The sequence below is a fragment of the Pseudomonas sp. B33.4 genome (assembly GCF_034555375.1).
Classification (GTDB): Bacteria; Pseudomonadota; Gammaproteobacteria; order Pseudomonadales; family Pseudomonadaceae; genus Aquipseudomonas.
In genome coordinates, this window is record NZ_CP140706.1 from 979,605 (window position 1) to 997,729 (window position 18,125).

The window sequence follows — 18,125 nt, forward strand, 5'->3', positions numbered from 1 at the left end:
TCGACCTGAAAGTGCTTTGCCGAATCCATAATCGACTCGGTCTTGCAGGTCGATGTATGACACAAGACACCTCGGTCAGTCCCCTCTCCCTCGGGGAGAGGGTTAGGGTGAGGGGCTTTTGACGCTTTTGGCTTATCATTAGCCCCCTAACGACGCTCACCCAAGGCTCCCCGGCATGCTGGCAATTTTCCTCGAAACCCTGAACATCACCGCGCCGGTGTTTGCCATGCTGTTTCTCGGTGTGTTGCTCAAGCGCATCGACTGGATCAACGACAACTTCATCCACACCGCGTCGTCGCTGGTGTTCAACGTGACCATGCCGGCGCTGCTGTTTCTCGGCATTCTGCACGCCGATCTGCATGCTGCGCTGCAACCGTCCCTGCTGATCTACTTCTCCCTCGCCACGCTGGTGAGTTTTGCCCTGGCCTGGGGGTGGGCGATTTTCAAATGCCCGCGTGAAGATCGCGGCATCTACACCCAAGGCGCGTTTCGCGGCAATAACGGCGTGATCGGTCTGGCACTGGCGGCGAGCATGTACGGCGATTACGGGATTTCCCTCGGGGCGATTCTCGCAGCGTTGGTGATCCTGTTTTACAACACCCTGTCGACCATCGTGCTGGCGGTGTACAGCCCGGTGATCAAGTCCGATCCGTGGAGCATCTGCAAAAGCGTGTTCAGCAATCCGCTGATCATCAGCGTGATTGCGGCGGCGCCGTTTGCCTATTTCAAAATTGGCTTGCCGGGGTGGCTGGAGACGTCAGGTCAGTATCTGGCGCAGACCACCTTGCCGCTGGCGCTGATCTGCATTGGCGGCACGCTGTCACTGGCGGCGTTGCGCAAGAGCGGTAGCATGGCGCTCAGTTCCAGCCTGGTGAAGATGATCGGTTTGCCGGTGCTGGCGACGCTGGGGGCGTGGTTATGGGGATTTCGCGGCGCGGAGTTGGGGATTCTGTTTCTGTACTTCGGCAGCCCGACGGCGGCGGCGAGTTTTGTCATGGCCCGGGCGGCGCAGGGCAATCATGAGCTGGCGGCGGCGATTATCGTGATGACGACGTTGATGGCGGCGATTACCACCAACGTCGGGATCTTCGTTTTGCAGTGGGGTGGGTGGATATAAAGGCAAGATCAAAAGATCGCAGCCTGCGGCAGCTCCTACAGGAGACCGCATTTCCATGTAGGAGCTGCCGAAGGCTGCGATCTTTTAGCTTTTCTCGTAACTGTCGATCACTTCCTGCGCCGCACGAAACGCATCGATCGCCGCCGGCACGCCGGCATACACCGCACAATGCAGCAATGCCTCGCGAATCTCGTCCACCGTGCAGCCATTGTTCAGCGCACCGCGCACGTGGCCCTTCAATTCTTGCGGGCACTTCAGCGCCGTCAACGCGGCGAGGGTGATCAGGCTGCGGGTTTTCAGCGGCAGGCCTTCGCGATTCCACACGCCACCCCAGGCATGCTCATTGACGAAATCCTGCAGCGGCTGGGTGAACTCGGTGGCGTTGCCCAGCGCGCGATCAACAAATGCATCGCCCATTACCTGGCGGCGGATTTCAACCCCGGACTTCTTCGATTCGGTCATGGTTTTTCACTCTTGTGGTGTTGGCGGCGCCAGGCGCGGATCGACGTGAACAGCAAAAACGTCAACAGCGTCGGCAGGACATAAAACAGCATCAGCCGCTCCAGCTTGCCGGCCAGCGGCATGCCGGTGGTGAACGACACCACGTGCAGCCCGTAAACGAGATACAAACCGAGCAGCAACAAACCTTCGGCGCGCGTTACCCGATAGCCGGAATAGAACACCGGCAGGCATAACGCGGCGACGCCGAGCATCACCGGCAGGTCGAAATCCAGTGCGTTCGGCGATACCGACAGCGGTGTCGGCGCAATCAGTGCGGTCAGGCCGAGCACCCCGAGCAGATTGAACAGGTTGGCGCCGATCACGTTGCCCACGGCGATGTCGCGTTGCCCGCGCAATGCCGCGATCAGCGAGGTTGCCAGTTCCGGCAGAGAGGTGCCGACGGCGACCACGGTCAGGCCGATCACTCGCTCGGAGAATCCCAGATCCGTGGCCACCACGACGGCAGCGCTCAGCAGCAGATGCCCGGCGAATACCAGCATTGCCAGACCGATAACGATCATCAGCAAGCTGCTGATCCACGAGGCTTGCACTGCTTCGGCATGTTCCGAGTGCGGCCGCGTCGAGTGCCGCGATTGCCGTAGCAGCAGGCCGAGGTACAACGCCAGTGCACCCAGCAGCAGGAGGCCGTCGAAGCGACCGATCTCTTCATTCCAGGCCAGGACGAACACCAGCAGGGTGGCACCGATCATCAGCGGAATATCGAGCCGCACCAGTTGCCGCGAGACGCGCAGCGGAATGATCAGCGCCGACAGGCCGAGGGTGACGAGGATATTGAAGATACTGCTGCCGACCACGCTGCCGACCGCAATGTCCGGGTTGTGCGCTAACGCTGCCTGCAGGCTGACGGCCATTTGCGGCGCGCTGCTGCCAAGGGCGACGATGGTCAGGCCGATGATCAGCGGCCGCACATGCAGGCGCGCCGCCAGACGCACCGCTGCGCGTACCATCAGTTCGGCGCCGAAGATCAGCAGGCACAGGCCGGCCAGCAGTTCGATCACGCTGATCAGGGGTAAGTCGGCTAGTCCGAAAATGGTCGGCGCTCCATCAGTCGTCGAGGGCTTGCACGCGAACCCGTGCGGTGCCGCTGCGCAGCATGCCGAGCTGTTCGGCGGCCTCGCGGGACACGTCGATCAGGCGTCCACGGGTATGCGGGCCACGATCATTGATGCGGACCACGACGGACTCATCGTTTTTCAGGTTGGTGACCTTCACCCGCGTGCCAAAGGGCAGCTGGCGGTGGGCGGCGGTCAGGGAATTCTGGTTGAACGCTTCGCCACTGGCGGTGCGTTTACCGTGGTGCTTGGCACCGTAATAGGAAGCGACGCCGGTCTGGTCGTAACCGTGCGGGTCGATGGTGTCGGTGCTGGCGCAACCGGCCAGCAAGGAGAGCAGGGCGCAGCTGATGAACAAACGCTTCATTCAAAGGTTTCCCGAATCAAATGTGGGAGTGAGCCTGCTCGCGATAGCGGTAAGACAGTCAACCTTTCAGTGTCTGACATTGCGCTATCGCGAGCAGGCTCACTCCTACAGGGTATGGAGCCAGGTTTGGGGGCTGGCTCCATTTTCATCAGCCTTCGAGCTTGCTTTTCAGCAGTTCGTTCACTTGCTGCGGGTTGGCTTTGCCTTTCGACGCTTTCATCGCCTGACCCACAAAGAAGCCGAACATCTTGCCGCGTTTGGCTTCATCAGCCGCACGATATTGTTCAACTTGCTCGGCGTTGGCCGCGAGCATTTCGTCCAGTACGGCCGAGATCGCGCCGCTGTCGGTGACTTGCTTCAGGCCGCGTTTTTCGATGATCTCGTCTGCGCTGCCTTCGCCGTTGGCCATCGCTTCGAACACCACTTTGGCAATCTTGCCGGAGATGGTGTTGTCCTTGATGCGTTGTAGCATGCCGCCCAACAGTTCAGCGGAAACCGGCGACTCGTCGATGTCCAGGCCTTGCTTGTTGAGCAGGCTGCCCAACTCGACCATCACCCAGTTCGCCGCCAGTTTGGCGTCGCCGCCGATGGCTGCGACTTTCTCAAAGTAGTCGGCTTGCTCGCGGCTGGTGGCCAGCACGCTGGCGTCATAGACCGACAGACCGAATTGCTCCTGGAAGCGCTCGCGTTTTTGCGGCGGCAGTTCCGGCAGGGTGGCACGCACCTCGCCGAGGAACGATTCCTCGATAACCACCGGCAGCAGGTCCGGATCAGGGAAGTAACGGTAGTCGTTGGCTTCCTCTTTCGAACGCATCGGACGGGTTTCGTCCTTGTTCGGATCGTACAGACGGGTCTGCTGGATCACTTTGCCGCCGTCTTCGATCAGCTCGATCTGACGCTGGATCTCGGAGTTGATCGCCTTCTCGATGAAGCGGAACGAGTTGACGTTCTTGATCTCGCAGCGCGTGCCGAATTCAACCTGGCCTTTCGGACGGATCGACACGTTGCAGTCGCAACGCAGCGAGCCTTCGGCCATGTTGCCGTCGCAGATACCGAGGTAACGCACCAGTGCGTGGATCGCCTTGACGTAAGCCACGGCTTCCTTGGCGCTGCGCATGTCCGGCTCGGAAACGATTTCCAGCAGCGGCGTGCCGGCGCGGTTCAGGTCGATGCCGGTGGCACCGTTGAATTCTTCGTGCAGGCTCTTGCCGGCGTCTTCTTCCAGATGCGCGCGGGTAATGCCGACACGTTTGACGGTGCCGTCTTCCAGGGCGATGTCCAGGTGACCCTTGCCGACGATCGGCAATTCCATCTGGCTGATCTGATAGCCCTTCGGCAGATCCGGATAGAAGTAGTTTTTACGGGCGAACACGTTGTGCTGACCGATCTCGGCGTCAATCGCCAGACCGAACATCACCGCCATGCGCACCGCTTCCTGGTTCAGCACCGGCAACACGCCGGGCATGCCCAGATCGATCAGGCTGGCCTGGGTGTTCGGCTCGGAGCCGAATGTGGTGGAACTACCGGAAAAGATTTTCGATCGGGTAGTGAGCTGAGTGTGAATCTCCAGCCCGATCACGACTTCCCATTGCATGTGTGTCTCCTAGCCTTTTGCTGGGGATTTTGAAACGTCGCGAGCGAAGGTAGGGCAAGGCGAAAACTGGCGAGTAAGCGGAGTTGACTTTAGTCAATGAGCATTACGAGCCAGTTTTCAACGCAGCATTACCGAGCGCAGCAGTTTCAAAACCCCTGCGGGGTGCGGGTGTGCCAGTCAGTGTGTAACTGATACTGGTGGGCAACGTTGAGCAAACGGCCTTCCTGGAAATACGGCGCGAGCAATTGCACGCCAACCGGCAAACCGTCGACAAAACCGGCCGGCATCGACAGGCCCGGCAGGCCCGCGAGGTTGGCGGTGATGGTGTAGACGTCTTCCAGATAGGCTGCGACCGGGTCGCTGTTCTTGGCGCCAAGCTTCCAGGCCGGGTTCGGCGTGGTTGGGCCGAGGATGACGTCGACTTCATTAAAGGCCGCCATGAAGTCGTTCTTCACCAGGCGACGGATCTTCTGCGCTTTCAGGTAGTAGGCGTCGTAGTAACCGGCGGACAGCGCGTAGGCACCGACCATGATCCGGCGCTGGACTTCCGGGCCGAAGCCTTCGCCACGGGAGCGTTTGTACAGGTCGATCAAGTCTTTCGGTTGCTCGCAGCGATGGCCGAAACGCACGCCGTCGAAACGCGACAGGTTGGAAGAGGCTTCTGCCGGCGCGATCACGTAGTACGCAGGGATCGCGTGCTGCATGTTCGGCAGGCTGATTTCCTTGATCACGGCACCGAGCTTCTGCAGCTCTTTAATGCTGTTCTGGATCAGCTCGGCGATGCGCGGGTCGAGACCGGCGCTGAAGTATTCCTTCGGCACGCCGATGCGCAGGCCTTGCAGCGAATCGCCGAGGCTTGCGGAGTAATCCGGCACCGGCTCATCGATGCTGGTGGAGTCGTTCTGATCGAAGCCGGCCATACCTTGCAACAAAATTGCACAGTCTTCGGCCGTGCGCGCCAACGGACCGCCCTGATCGAGGCTGGAGGCGTAAGCGATCATGCCCCAGCGCGAAACACGACCGTAGGTCGGTTTCAGGCCGGTGAGGTTGGTGAATGCTGCCGGCTGACGAATCGAACCACCAGTGTCGGTGGCCGTCGCCGCGGGCAACAGACGAGCGGCAACTGCCGCCGCCGAACCACCGGACGAGCCACCCGGAACGTGTTCCAGGTTCCACGGGTTTTTCACCGCGCCGTACCAGCTCGACTCGTTGGCCGAACCCATGGCGAATTCGTCCATGTTGGTCTTGCCCAGGGTCACAGCGCCGGCAGCCGCCAGTTTTGCAACCACGGTGGCGTCGTACGGAGCCTTGAAGTTGTCGAGCATCTTCGAGCCGCAGCTGGTGCGAATGCCCTGGGTGCAGAACAGGTCTTTGTGAGCGATCGGCGCACCGAGCAGGGCGCCGCTCTCACCGTTGGCGCGGCGTGCATCGGCGGCTTTCGCCTGCTCGAGGGCCAGCTCTTCGGTGAGGCTGATGAAACTGTTGAGCTGCGGATCAAGCTGGGTAATACGCGCCAGCAGGACCTTGGTCAGCTCTTCGGAGGAAAACTTTTTATCGGCGAGACCGCGGGCGATCTCGGCCAGAGTCATTTGATGCATTGCAGGCTCTTTCCCTTTAGTCGATGACTTTCGGAACCAGATACAGGCCGTTTTCGACCGCTGGTGCGATGGACTGGTAGGCCTCGCGGTGATTGCTCTCGGTCACGACGTCGACGCGCAGGCGCTGACTGGCTTCCAGCGGGTGGGCCAGAGGCTCGATTCCGTCGGTATTAACAGCCTGCATTTCGTCGACCAGACCGAGAATGCTGTTGAGAGCGGAAGTAATGTGTGGAAGATCGGCATCATTGAGGCCAAGGCAGGCCAGATGAGCGATTTTTTCCACGTCGGAGCGTTCTAGCGCCATCGGGATTCTCCAGTGGAAAACAGAACGGACGGCGTCCGTGTGTTAGATTGTCGGAACACTACCGCACTTCTACGGTCATAAGGCCGCGATTGTGGGGCTTGGTGCACAGAAAAGCGGCCAATTTAACATATTGGCGCCTTGCCCAAAATCCCTGTCGTTGTTAGAGTTTGCCGCACTTTTTTACCCACGCGTTGCCTAGGGTCCCTTTCCCATGTTCAAGAAACTGCGTGGCATGTTTTCCAGCGATCTTTCCATTGACCTGGGCACTGCCAACACCCTTATTTACGTGCGCGAGCGCGGTATCGTCCTGAATGAGCCATCGGTTGTGGCCATTCGGACACACGGTAACCAGAAAAGTGTCGTTGCTGTCGGCACCGAGGCCAAGCGCATGCTCGGCCGTACGCCGGGCAACATTGCTGCCATTCGTCCGATGAAAGACGGCGTGATCGCCGACTTCAGCGTCTGCGAAAAGATGCTGCAATACTTTATTAACAAGGTTCACGAAAACAGCTTTCTGCAGCCTAGCCCTCGTGTGCTGATCTGCGTTCCATGCAAATCCACCCAGGTTGAGCGTCGTGCCATCCGTGAATCGGCCCTCGGTGCCGGTGCTCGTGAAGTGTTCCTGATCGAAGAGCCAATGGCTGCTGCGATCGGTGCAGGTCTGCCGGTCGAAGAAGCGCGCGGTTCGATGGTCGTGGATATCGGTGGTGGTACTACCGAAATCGCGCTGATCTCCCTGAACGGTGTGGTCTATGCCGAATCCGTGCGTGTTGGCGGCGACCGTTTCGACGAAGCGATCATCACCTACGTGCGTCGTAACTACGGCAGCCTGATCGGTGAGTCCACCGCTGAGCGCATCAAGCAGGAAATCGGCACGGCCTACCCGGGCGGCGAAGTTCGCGAAGTCGACGTTCGCGGTCGCAACCTGGCCGAAGGCGTTCCACGCGCATTCACCCTGAACTCCAACGAAGTGCTGGAAGCTCTGCAAGAGTCTCTGGCGACCATCGTTCAGGCCGTGAAAAGTGCGCTGGAGCAATCGCCGCCGGAACTGGCTTCCGACATCGCCGAGCGTGGCCTGGTGCTGACCGGTGGTGGCGCGCTGCTGCGTGACCTCGACAAGTTGCTGGCCCAGGAAACCGGTCTGCCAGTGATCGTTGCCGAAGATCCGCTGACCTGTGTTGCTCGCGGCGGTGGCCGTGCATTGGAAATGATGGATAAGCACACCATGGACCTGCTCTCGAGCGAATAAGTCGCCGAGTGCAATACGTGGGTGAACGCGCAGGCAGCACTTTGCAGTGCTGCCTGTTGGCGTTTATCTTCTGTCAGTCTTCATCCAGGCCGGTTTGATGCCGTATGAATAAACAGAACATTTGCCTGGGAGGAGCGGCTTATTAAACCGCTTTTCGCCAAAGGCCCTTCGTTGGGTGTGCGCCTGTTGGTGCTGGCCGTGCTGTCGGTCGCGCTGATGGTGGTCGATGCCCGCTTCGACTTGCTCAAGCCCGCGCGCAAACAAGCGTCGCTGGTGTTGATGGACGCCTACTGGATTACCGACCTGCCGGGACGCCTGTGGGAAGGGATTGCCAGCCAGTTCGGCAGTCGCACCGAACTTGTCGCCGAAAACGAAAAACTCAAAACCGAAAACCTGCTGTATCAGGGTCGCATGCAAAAGCTTGCCGCCCTTACCGAGCAGAATGTTCGGCTGCGCGAGTTGCTCAATTCCTCTGCGCTGGTCAACGAAAAGGTCGAAGTGGCCGAGCTGATCGGCATGGACCCTAATCCCTTCACCCATCGCATCATCATCAATAAAGGTGAGCGCGATGGCGTGGTGCTCGGGCAGCCGGTGCTCGATGCGCGCGGTCTGATGGGTCAGGTAGTCGAGTTGATGCCTTACACCTCCCGTGTATTGCTGTTGACCGATACCACCCACAGCATTCCTGTACAAGTCAACCGTAACGGTCTGCGGGCTATTGCCAGCGGCACCGGTAACCCGGAGCGCCTGGAACTGCGTCACGTCGCCGACACGGCCGATATCAAGGAAGGCGATCTGCTGGTCAGTTCCGGTCTCGGCCAGCGCTTCCCGGCCGGTTATCCAGTCGCCACGGTGAAGGAAGTCATCCACGATTCCGGCCAGCCGTTCGCGATCGTACGCGCCGTGCCGACTGCCGCACTCAACCGTAGCCGCTACCTGCTGCTGGTGTTCAGCGACAACCGCACCGCCGAAGAGCGCGCCAACGATGCTGCGCAAGCCCAGGAAAATCTTGATGCCTTTGGCGGTGGCCCGATTATTCCGGCCACCGTGCCGAAGACCGTAACCCCACCTGGCGCGACGGCGGCGCCAGTCACTGCCACGCCGGCAGTGCCTGCGGCCAGTGCGGCGCCGGCCAAACCGGCTGCGAGCAAACCGCCAGCGGCAGCCAAACCACCGGCGACGCCGGCGGCAAGTAAACCTCCAGCTGCCCAGCCCGCTGCACGACCTGCGGCCAAACCGCCTGTCGGCGCACCGGCGACAACCGGGAGACAAGAATAATGGTCGGGGCTACCGCATCGCGAAACGGCTGGATTGTCTGGCTGACGTTTCTTGTTGGCCTGTTGCTCAGCGTGTCACCGTTGCCGATTTTCATGGAGATCCTGCGCCCGTTATGGCTGGCCTTGCTCCTGACATTCTGGGCTCTGTACATGCCGCACACGGTCGGCATGGTCACCGCGTTCTGCCTGGGCCTGGCCGAAGACGTGCTGCAGGGCGACTTGTTCGGTCAGAACGCGCTGATCCTGACCTTGATCACGTTCCTGGTGCTGTCGTTGCAGCAACGCCTGCGAATGTTCCCCATGTGGCAGCAGTGCCTGGTGATTCTGGTGATCTTCGGCCTCGCGCAACTGGTGCAATTGTGGCTCAGCGCCTTGACCGGCAACCGTCAGCCAACGTTGGCACTGGTGCTTCCGGCGCTGGTCAGTGCCTTGCTCTGGCCTTGGGTCAGCTTTGCCCTACGCGGATTGCGCCGACGCTACAAAATCAATTGAGCCGGTGAAGCAGGGCACTGAACAGGGAGATGTTTTGATGAAGCCGCTTTACCTCGCCTCCGGATCGCCGCGTCGCCGTGAATTGCTCACGCAGATCGGCATTGCGTTTACCGCCATCAGTGCGGATATCGACGAAACCCCATTAACTGACGAATCGCCGTCGGCCTATGTCGAACGGCTGGCGCGCGGCAAGGCCGAGGCCGGGCGCCGTAGCGTCGTGTCTGCTCAGCCATTCTGCGTGCTGGGTGCCGACACCGCCGTGGTGCTGGACGGCAAAATTCTTGGCAAACCGGTGGACGAAGCCGATGCATGCGCCATGCTGATGATGTTGTCCGGCAAGGAGCATGAAGTGCTGACCGCCATCGCCGTGCTCGAAGGCGAGCGTTGCGAGTCACGGGTGGTGCGCAGTCTGGTGCGGTTCCGGCCGATCAACGGCGATGAAGCTGCCGCCTATTGGGCCAGCGGTGAACCGCATGACAAGGCCGGCGGCTATGGTATTCAGGGGCTCGGTGCGGTGTTTGTCGCCGGGCTCAATGGCAGTTACTCGGCAGTCGTCGGGCTGCCTGTTTGCGAAACCGCAGAACTGTTGGGCCATTTCGGCATACCCTGTTGGCAAAACCTGAACGCGCAATAAGCGTCGTACGAATCCAGATGCGGCCATTATCGTGAACATGCCTGAACGAGATCCTGCCATGAGTGAAGAGATTCTGATCAACATCACGCCGATGGAGTCGCGCGTGGCGGTGGTCGAAAACGGTGTGCTGCAAGAAGTCCACGTCGAGCGCACGCAAAAACGCGGGATCGTCGGCAACATCTATAAAGGCAAGATTGTTCGGGTACTGCCGGGCATGCAGGCCGCGTTCGTCGACATCGGCCTGGATCGCGCGGCATTCATTCACGCCGCCGAAATCTCCCTGCGCGAAGGCCCAGCGGTGGAAAGCATCAGTGCACTGGTGCACGAAGGCCAGAGCCTGGTGGTGCAAGTCACCAAGGATCCGATCGGTTCCAAAGGCGCGCGCCTGACTACGCAGTTGTCGATTCCGTCGCGCTATCTGGTCTATATGCCACGTACCGCTCACGTCGGTATCTCGCTGAAAATCGAAGACGAAGCCGAACGCGAACGCCTCAAGCAGGTGGTCAGCGATTGTGTGGCCAAGGAAGGGATCAAGGAGGCGGGCGGTTTCATTTTGCGCACCGCCGCCGAAGGCGCTGGCGCCGATGAAATCCTCATGGACATCCGTTATCTGCGACGCCTGTGGGATCAGATCAACGAGCAGATCAAAACCATCGGCGCGCCGAGCGTGATTTACGAAGACCTCGGTCTGGCGTTGCGTACGTTGCGTGACCTGGTCAACCCGAAAATCGAGAAGATCCGTATCGACTCGCGGGAAACCTTCCAGAAAACCACGCAGTTCGTCGCCGAACTGATGCCGGAAATCGCCGATCGTCTGGAACACTACCCGGGTGAACGACCGATTTTCGACCTGTACGGCGTCGAAGACGAAATCCAGAAAGCCCTCGAACGCAAGGTGCCGCTGAAATCCGGTGGCTATCTGGTGGTGGATCCGGCGGAAGCCATGACTACCATCGATGTGAACACCGGCGCGTTCGTTGGTCATCGCAACCTTGAAGAAACCATCTTCAAGACCAATCTCGAAGCCGCTACCGCGATTGCCCGACAAATGCGCCTGCGCAATCTGGGCGGGATCATCATCATCGACTTCATCGACATGGAAGATGAAGAGCACCAGCGCCAGGTGCTGCGCACTTTGGAAAAACAACTGGAGCGCGATCACGCCAAGACCAACATCATCGGCATTACCGAGTTGGGCCTGGTGCAGATGACCCGCAAGCGCACCCGCGAAAGTCTCGAACAAGTGCTGTGTGAACCGTGCAGCAGCTGTCAGGGGCGCGGCAAGCTGAAAACCCCGGAAACCATCTGTTACGAGATCTTCCGCGAGATCTTGCGTGAAGCTCGCGCCTATCAGGCCGAGGGGTATAGGGTGTTGGCGAATCAGAAAGTGGTCGATCGTTTGCTGGATGAAGAATCCGGTAACGTCGCCGAGCTTGAAGGGTTTATCGGTCGCACCATACGCTTCCAGGTGGAAACCATGTATTCCCAGGAACAATATGACGTGGTGCTGCTCTGATCCCCTGCGTCACGTTTATTCCACCGCGGCTGGCCTCAGCTTTTCGCAGTATTTTTGCCATGGGAGCCATCTGACATGGAGCGTCTGACACGCATTCTGGCCGCACTCACCCGTTGGGGGCTGGGCCTGTGCGCGTTGGTTCTGGTGTTGATGGCGTTGTACGTCAGTCTTGGCCGTGAGCTGACCCCGCTGGTGGCCGAATATCGTGCCGATATAGAAGACAAGGCCAGCGCCGCCCTCGGCATGCCGTTGCAGATCGGCGAACTGGAAGGCAACTGGAGCGGTTTTGCGCCGATCCTGCTGGCCCATGATGTGATGGTCGGCGACGGCGCCAATGCCTTGCGTCTGGACCGCGTGCGAGCGGTACCGGACCTCTGGGCCAGTCTGTTGGCTCGCGAAGTGCGTATTGCCCACCTTGAACTCAACGGTCTGAAAATCAGCCTTAAAGAGGCAGAAGACGGCAGTTGGGCGCTGGAAGGTTTGCCGGTGCAGAACGACCAGCCGCTCGATCCGCAGCAGTTGTTCAATCGCTCGCAGATGATTCAGCAACTGTCGGTGCTCGACAGTCAGGTGACCTTGCAGCCGCAGGATCACGCGCCGCTGACGCTCACGTATGTCGGTCTTAATCTGAAAACCGGCGCCAGCCGGCAGCGGCTCGATGCCCGTTTGACCCTGCCGGATGGCCAGCCTGTTGCACTGAGCCTGCGCACGCGAATTCGCCCTGAGCAATGGCAGGACAGTGTGATCGATGGCTATGCCAGCCTGCCGCAAAGCGACTGGTCGAAGTGGCTGCCGGAACGCCTTACTCAGCAATGGAATTTTTCCGAGATCAAGGCCGGTGGTGAACTCTGGGTCAACTGGGCCAAGGGCACACTGCAAAGTGCGGCGCTTCGTTTGAATGCGCCGCAATTGACCGGCGCGTATGCCGATCGCAAGCCGATCCAGATCAATAATCTGGCGCTTAATGCCTACTACGAGAACAGTGCCGAGGGCGCGACCCTCACCCTCGATTCGCTGGCGATGAATTTCGCTGAAAACCGTTGGGAGTCTCATGTACAGCTGAAGCAGACGCGCGCGACCGACAAGGTGGCCGAGCTCTGGCACTTGCAGGCGGATCGTCTCGATCTGACCCCGATCACTCCACTGCTGAATGCCTTGGGGCCGTTACCACAAGGTTTCGCCACGGCCGTTGATCATTTGAACGTCACTGGTGGTCTGCGCAACGTGCTGCTGGATTTTCGCCCCAACGCCACCGATGGCAACAAATTCAGCTTCGCGACCAATCTGGACAATGTCGGTTTCGACGCCTACCACGGCGCTCCGGCAGCACGAAACGTCAGCGGCAGCCTCAGCGGCAACCTCGACGGTGGCGAATTGCGCATGGACAGCAAGGATTTTGTCCTGCACCTCGACCCGATTTTCGCCAAGCCATGGCGGTACATTCAGGCCAACGCCCGCCTGACCTGGAAACTCGATAAAGACGGCTTCACCCTGATCGCGCCGTACCTGAAGGTGCTCGGCGAAGAGGGCAAGATTGCCGGTGATTTCCTGATTCGTCTGCATTTCGACCATAGCCAGGAAGATTACATGGACCTGCGGGTCGGTCTGGTCGAGGGCGACGGTCGCTACACCGCCAAATACCTGCCCGAAGTCCTCAGTCCGGCGCTCGATGAGTGGCTGCGTACCGCGATCCTCAAAGGCGCAGTCGATCAGGGTTTCTTCCAGTATCAGGGCTCGCTGAACAAGAACGCCGGGGAGGCCGACCGCAGCATCAGTCTGTTCTTCAAAGTGCATGACGCTGAACTGGCCTTCCAGCCAGGCTGGCCGCACGTGAGCAAGGTCAGTGGTGACGTGTTCATCGAAGACAGCGGTGTGCGGATCTGGGCCGACAAGGGCCAGTTGCTCGACACGCAGGTCAGCGATGTCTTCGTCAATATTCCCCACGTACCGGCCGGGCAACACACGCACATGTATCTCGATGGCGGCTTTGCCGGCGGCCTCGGCGATGGCCTGAAAATTCTTCAGGACGCCCCGATCGGCACCGGTGAAACCTTCGCCGGTTGGGAAGGCGCGGGCGATCTGCAAGGCAAGCTTAAACTCGATATCCCGCTGGACAAGGGCGGCGACCAGCCAAAAATCCTCGTCGACTTCAAAACGGCCAACGCGCGCCTGAAACTGGTTGAGCCGAAGCTGGAACTGACTCAGCTCAAAGGCGATTTCCGCTTTGATAGTGCCAAAGGACTCAGCGGGCAGAACATCGCGGCGCGTGCATTCGACAAGCCCGTGACTGCGCAAATTTTCGCTGATGGCAGCCCCGGCAAACTGAAGACACGGGTTGCGGCATCCGGTCAGGTCGAAGTGAAGAAACTCACCGACTGGCTGGGTGTGACGCAACCATTGCCGGTTTCCGGAACCATTCCTTACCAGTTGCAGTTGAATCTGGACGGCGCCGACAGCCAGTTGATGGTCAGTTCCAGCATGAAAGGCGTGGCGGTGGATCTGCCGGCGCCGTTCGGCATGGCGGCAGATGTCGGTCGCGACACGGTGTTTCGCATGACCCTGCAGGGGCAGGAGCGGCGTTACTGGGTCAATTACGATCAACTGGCCAATTTCACCTTTGCCGCGCCGCCGAGCAATTTTGCCGATGGCCGTGGCGAGTTGTTCCTTGGAGCCGGCGAAGCGGTGCTGCCGGGCGCCAAAGGCTTGCGGATTCGCGGTGTGCTCTCGGAGCTGGACGTCGCGCCGTGGCAGGATCTGGTCAATAAATACGCCGGACAGGATCCGGGTGGCAGCGCCAAGCAATTGCTCAACAGTGCTGATTTCAAGGTCGGCAAACTCACGGCATTCGGGACTACGCTGGATCAGGCGTCGATGCAGCTCAATCGCAAGCCGGGTACATGGAATCTGTCCCTCGACAGTCAACAGGCGAAAGGCTCGGCGAGCCTGCCGGACGCCAAGGGCGTGCCGATTGCCGTCAATCTGCAGTACGTGAAACTGCCAGCGCCGGACCCGACGGTTCAGGCTGACGAGAATTCGCCGGATCCGTTGGTTTCGGTCGATCCGACGAAAATTCCGGCGCTGGATATCACCATCAATCAACTGTTCCTCGGCCCGGATCTGGTTGGCGGCTGGTCGCTGAAGGTGCGCCCCACCGCCAAAGGCATCGCCCTGAACAACCTGGACATGGGCCTCAAAGGCATCCTTTTGCAGGGTAATGGCGGCTGGGAAGGCTCGCCGGGTGCGACCAACAGTTGGTTCAAAGGCCGGATTGGCGGCAAGAACCTCGCTGATGTCCTCAAGGGCTGGGGCTTTGCCCCGAGCGTGACCAGCGAAGAATTCCACATGGACGTCGATGGCCGCTGGCCCGGCTCGCCGGCATGGCTGGCGACCAAGCGCTTCTCCGGTACGCTCGATGCGTCGTTGAACAAAGGCCAGTTTGTTGAAGTGGAGGGTGGCGCGCAGGCATTGCGGGTGTTCGGTCTGCTTAACTTCAACTCCATCGGCCGGCGGCTGCGTCTGGATTTCTCTGATCTGTTTGGCAAAGGCTTGAGCTACGACCGGGTCAAAGGCCTGTTGGTGGCAAACAACGGCGTGTATGTGACTCGCGAGCCGATTCGCCTGACCGGTCCTTCGAGCAACCTGGAACTGGATGGCACGCTGGATCTGGTCGGCGACAAGGTCGACGCCAAATTGCTGGTGACGTTACCGGTGACCAACAACCTGCCGATCGCTGCGCTGATCGTTGGCGCACCGGCAGTTGGCGGCGCACTGTTCCTGATCGACAAGCTCATCGGTGATCGTGTGGCGCGCTTTGCCAGTGTGAAATACACCGTCAAAGGTCCATGGAAAGAGCCGAAAATCACCTTCGACAAGCCTTTTTAACTAGCAGACACTACCCCTGGTAGGAGCTGCCGAAGGCTGCGATCTTTTGATTTTGTTTTTAAGCGCCAGATCAAAAGATCGCAGCTTGCGGCAGCTCCTACACAGTTATGCGCAGATTCCGAGGAGTAGCCATGTCTTTAGCGGTGATTCAAATGGTCAGCCAGAGCGACGTGCTGGCCAATCTGGCTCAGGCCCGACGCCTGCTCGAACAGGCTGCTGCCGGCGGCGCGAAGCTGGCGGTGCTGCCGGAAAACTTCGCCGCCATGGGCCGTCGTGACGTTGCTGACATCGGCCGTGCCGAGGCGCTCGGCGAAGGACCGATCCTGCCGTGGTTGAAACAGACTGCCCGCGACCTCAAGTTATGGATAGTGGCCGGCACTTTGCCGTTGCCGCCGGTCAATCAACCGACGGCCAAGGCCAATGCCTGCTCGCTGCTGGTCAATGAGCATGGCGAAATCGTTGCACGCTATGACAAGTTGCATCTGTTTGATGTCGATGTGGCGGACAATCGCGGCCGTTATCGCGAATCCGATGACTATGCTTATGGCAGTGGCGTGGTGGTTGCCGACACGCCGGTGGGCAAGCTCGGTCTGACCGTGTGTTATGACCTGCGCTTTCCCGAGCTGTACAGCGAATTGCGTGCCGCCGGTGCCGAGTTGATCACCGCACCGTCGGCCTTTACTGCGGTGACCGGCGCAGCGCATTGGGATGTGCTGATTCGCGCGCGGGCCATCGAGACCCAGTGTTATGTGCTGGCCGCCGCGCAAGGCGGGACCCATCCGGGACCGCGCGAAACCTTCGGCCATGCGGCGATTATCGACCCGTGGGGCCGCGTGCTGGCGAGTCAGGATCAAGGCGAAGCGGTGTTGTTGGCCGAACGCGACAGTATTGAACAAGCGTCCATCAGGGCGCGAATGCCGGTGACCAGTCATCGGCGGTTTTTCTCGCAGGGCGCCCAGCGGCCTGCTTCAGAACACGAATTTAAGGCGTAAACCTATGAGCGAGTTGTTGTCCTCAGTCAGTGATCACCTGTTGGCGCCCGGCGGCGTGACGATCGAGAGCCTGCAAGGCGTGCTCGGCGATCTGGCCGGCCCGGGCATTGATGCCGCCGACCTGTATTTCCAAGGCCAGATCTCCGAGTCGTGGGCGCTGGAAGATGGCATCGTCAAGGAAGGCAGCTTCAACCTCGACCAAGGTGTCGGCGTACGTGCGCAGTCCGGTGAAAAAACCGGTTTCGCCTACAGCAACGCGATCACCCTCGAAGCCCTCGGCGCAGCGGCCCGTGCCGCGCGTTCGATCTCCCGCGCCGGCCAGAACGGCACGGTGCAAGCGTTCACCACGCAGGATGTCGCGCAATTGTACGCGCCGGACAACCCGCTGGAAGTGCTGAGCCGCGCCGAGAAGGTTGAACTGCTCAAGCGTATCGATGTGGCTACCCGCGCACTCGACCCGCGTATCCAGCAAGTCAGCGTCAGCATGGCTGGCGTCTGGGAACGCATTCTGGTGGCGTCCACCGACGGCGGCCTGGCGGCGGATGTGCGCCCGCTGGTGCGTTTCAACGTCAGTGTGATTGTTGAGCAGAATGGCCGTCGCGAGCGTGGCGGGCATGGCGGCGGCGGGCGTACCGACTACCGTTATTTCCTCGCCGAAGACCGCGCCATGGGTTATGCCCGCGAAGCCTTGCGCCAAGCGCTGGTGAATCTGGAAGCAATTCCGGCACCGGCCGGTACGTTGCCGGTGGTGTTGGGTTCGGGCTGGTCCGGTGTGCTGTTGCACGAAGCCGTCGGCCACGGTCTCGAAGGCGACTTCAACCGCAAGGGCAGTTCGGCCTACAGCGGGCGCATGGGCGAAATGGTTGCCTCGAAACTTTGCACTATCGTCGATGACGGCACATTGAGCGGCCGCCGCGGTTCGCTGAGCGTCGACGACGAGGGCACCCCGACCGAGTGCACCACGCTGATCGAAAACGGCGTACTCAAGGGCTACATGCAGGACAAGCTTAATGCGCGTCTGATGGGGGTGGCTCGCACCGGTAACGGTCGTCGCGAGTCTTACGCGCATCTGCCAATGCCACGCATGACCAACACCTACATGCTCGGCGGCGAAAGCGATCCGGCGGAAATCATTGCTTCGGTGAAGAAGGGCATCTACTGCGCCAACCTCGGCGGCGGTCAGGTCGACATCACCAGCGGCAAGTTCGTGTTCTCCACCAGCGAGGCGTACCTGATCGAAGACGGCAAGATCACCGCGCCGGTCAAAGGCGCGACGTTGATTGGCAACGGCCCTGAGGCAATGAGCCGGGTGTCGATGGTCGGTAACGATCTGGCGCTGGACAGCGGTGTGGGCACGTGCGGTAAGGATGGGCAGTCGGTGCCGGTAGGCGTGGGTCAGCCGACGCTGAAAATCGATGCGATCACCGTGGGTGGCACGGGCGCATAAATGAACCAGCTGTAGGAGCTGACGAAGGCTGCGATCTTTTAACAATCAAAGTCAAAAGATCGCAGCCAGCGGCAGCTCCTAC

At 60.1% G+C, this 18,125-nt stretch carries 15 protein-coding genes; 9 read left to right on the forward strand and 6 right to left on the reverse strand.

The genetic code is table 11. The features are described from left to right. Positions 1-175: 175 nt before the first annotated feature. The gene (locus U6037_RS04160; protein ID WP_322845898.1) at positions 176-1,117 is read left to right on the forward strand and encodes an AEC family transporter; all 942 of its coding nucleotides are present in this window, start codon (positions 176-178) and stop codon (positions 1,115-1,117) included. 84 nt (positions 1,118-1,201) lie between these two features. Here the strand turns inward: U6037_RS04160 and U6037_RS04165 are convergent, their stop codons facing one another. The 6 genes from U6037_RS04165 to gatC all read right to left on the reverse strand — a co-directional run bounded on the left by U6037_RS04165 (position 1,202) and on the right by gatC (position 6,554). After that, complete coding sequence (locus U6037_RS04165; protein ID WP_141127763.1) at positions 1,202-1,579, reverse strand: carboxymuconolactone decarboxylase family protein; 378 nt, start codon at positions 1,577-1,579, stop codon at positions 1,202-1,204. Then, the gene (locus U6037_RS04170) at positions 1,576-2,637 is read right to left on the reverse strand and encodes a calcium/sodium antiporter (protein ID WP_322845899.1); all 1,062 of its coding nucleotides are present in this window, start codon (positions 2,635-2,637) and stop codon (positions 1,576-1,578) included. Before U6037_RS04170 ends, U6037_RS04165 begins: the two co-directional genes overlap by 4 nt. A 46-nt stretch (positions 2,638-2,683) precedes the next feature. Continuing rightward, a complete protein-coding gene (locus U6037_RS04175; protein WP_322845900.1) occupies positions 2,684-3,058 on the reverse strand; it encodes a septal ring lytic transglycosylase RlpA family protein in 375 nt (124 codons plus the stop codon). 148 nt (positions 3,059-3,206) lie between these two features. Continuing rightward, positions 3,207-4,652 (reverse strand): Asp-tRNA(Asn)/Glu-tRNA(Gln) amidotransferase subunit GatB, encoded by a 1,446-nt coding sequence (gene gatB, locus U6037_RS04180; RefSeq protein ID WP_150774071.1) that lies wholly within the window; start codon positions 4,650-4,652, stop codon positions 3,207-3,209. Between the two features lie 146 nt (positions 4,653-4,798). Beyond that, positions 4,799-6,250 (reverse strand): Asp-tRNA(Asn)/Glu-tRNA(Gln) amidotransferase subunit GatA, encoded by a 1,452-nt coding sequence (gatA, locus tag U6037_RS04185; RefSeq protein ID WP_322845901.1) that lies wholly within the window; start codon positions 6,248-6,250, stop codon positions 4,799-4,801. Positions 6,251-6,266: 16 nt separating this feature from the next. Further along, entirely contained in the window at positions 6,267-6,554 is a 288-nt protein-coding gene (gene gatC, locus U6037_RS04190) for an Asp-tRNA(Asn)/Glu-tRNA(Gln) amidotransferase subunit GatC (RefSeq protein ID WP_322845902.1), read from the reverse strand. A gap of 211 nt (positions 6,555-6,765) precedes the next feature. Here gatC and mreB point away from each other — a divergent pair, with 211 nt between their 5' ends. The 8 genes from mreB to tldD all read left to right on the forward strand — a co-directional run bounded on the left by mreB (position 6,766) and on the right by tldD (position 18,043). Further along, entirely contained in the window at positions 6,766-7,803 is a 1,038-nt protein-coding gene (mreB, locus tag U6037_RS04195) for a rod shape-determining protein MreB (protein WP_002555108.1), read from the forward strand. Positions 7,804-7,974: 171 nt separating this feature from the next. After that, positions 7,975-9,081, forward strand: coding sequence for a rod shape-determining protein MreC (gene mreC / locus U6037_RS04200; RefSeq protein WP_322845903.1), 1,107 nt, complete (start codon positions 7,975-7,977; stop codon positions 9,079-9,081). Further along, positions 9,081-9,572: a rod shape-determining protein MreD gene (gene mreD, locus U6037_RS04205; RefSeq protein ID WP_064387931.1), complete on the forward strand. Its 492-nt coding sequence runs from the start codon at positions 9,081-9,083 to the stop codon at positions 9,570-9,572. Before mreC ends, mreD begins: the two co-directional genes overlap by 1 nt. Before the next feature lie 37 nt (positions 9,573-9,609). Beyond that, positions 9,610-10,206: a Maf family protein gene (locus U6037_RS04210; RefSeq protein WP_322845904.1), complete on the forward strand. Its 597-nt coding sequence runs from the start codon at positions 9,610-9,612 to the stop codon at positions 10,204-10,206. Positions 10,207-10,264: 58 nt separating this feature from the next. Beyond that, positions 10,265-11,722 carry a ribonuclease G gene (gene rng, locus U6037_RS04215; protein WP_016984169.1) on the forward strand — a complete coding sequence of 486 codons (1,458 nt, stop codon included), beginning with the start codon at positions 10,265-10,267 and terminating at the stop codon, positions 11,720-11,722. A gap of 75 nt (positions 11,723-11,797) precedes the next feature. Then, positions 11,798-15,604 carry a YhdP family protein gene (locus U6037_RS04220; RefSeq protein ID WP_322845905.1) on the forward strand — a complete coding sequence of 1,269 codons (3,807 nt, stop codon included), beginning with the start codon at positions 11,798-11,800 and terminating at the stop codon, positions 15,602-15,604. Positions 15,605-15,735: 131 nt separating this feature from the next. Next, entirely contained in the window at positions 15,736-16,596 is an 861-nt protein-coding gene (locus U6037_RS04225) for a carbon-nitrogen hydrolase family protein (protein ID WP_322845906.1), read from the forward strand. 4 nt (positions 16,597-16,600) lie between these two features. Then, positions 16,601-18,043, forward strand: coding sequence for a metalloprotease TldD (gene tldD / locus U6037_RS04230; RefSeq protein WP_034154473.1), 1,443 nt, complete (start codon positions 16,601-16,603; stop codon positions 18,041-18,043). Positions 18,044-18,125: the final 82 nt, after the last annotated feature.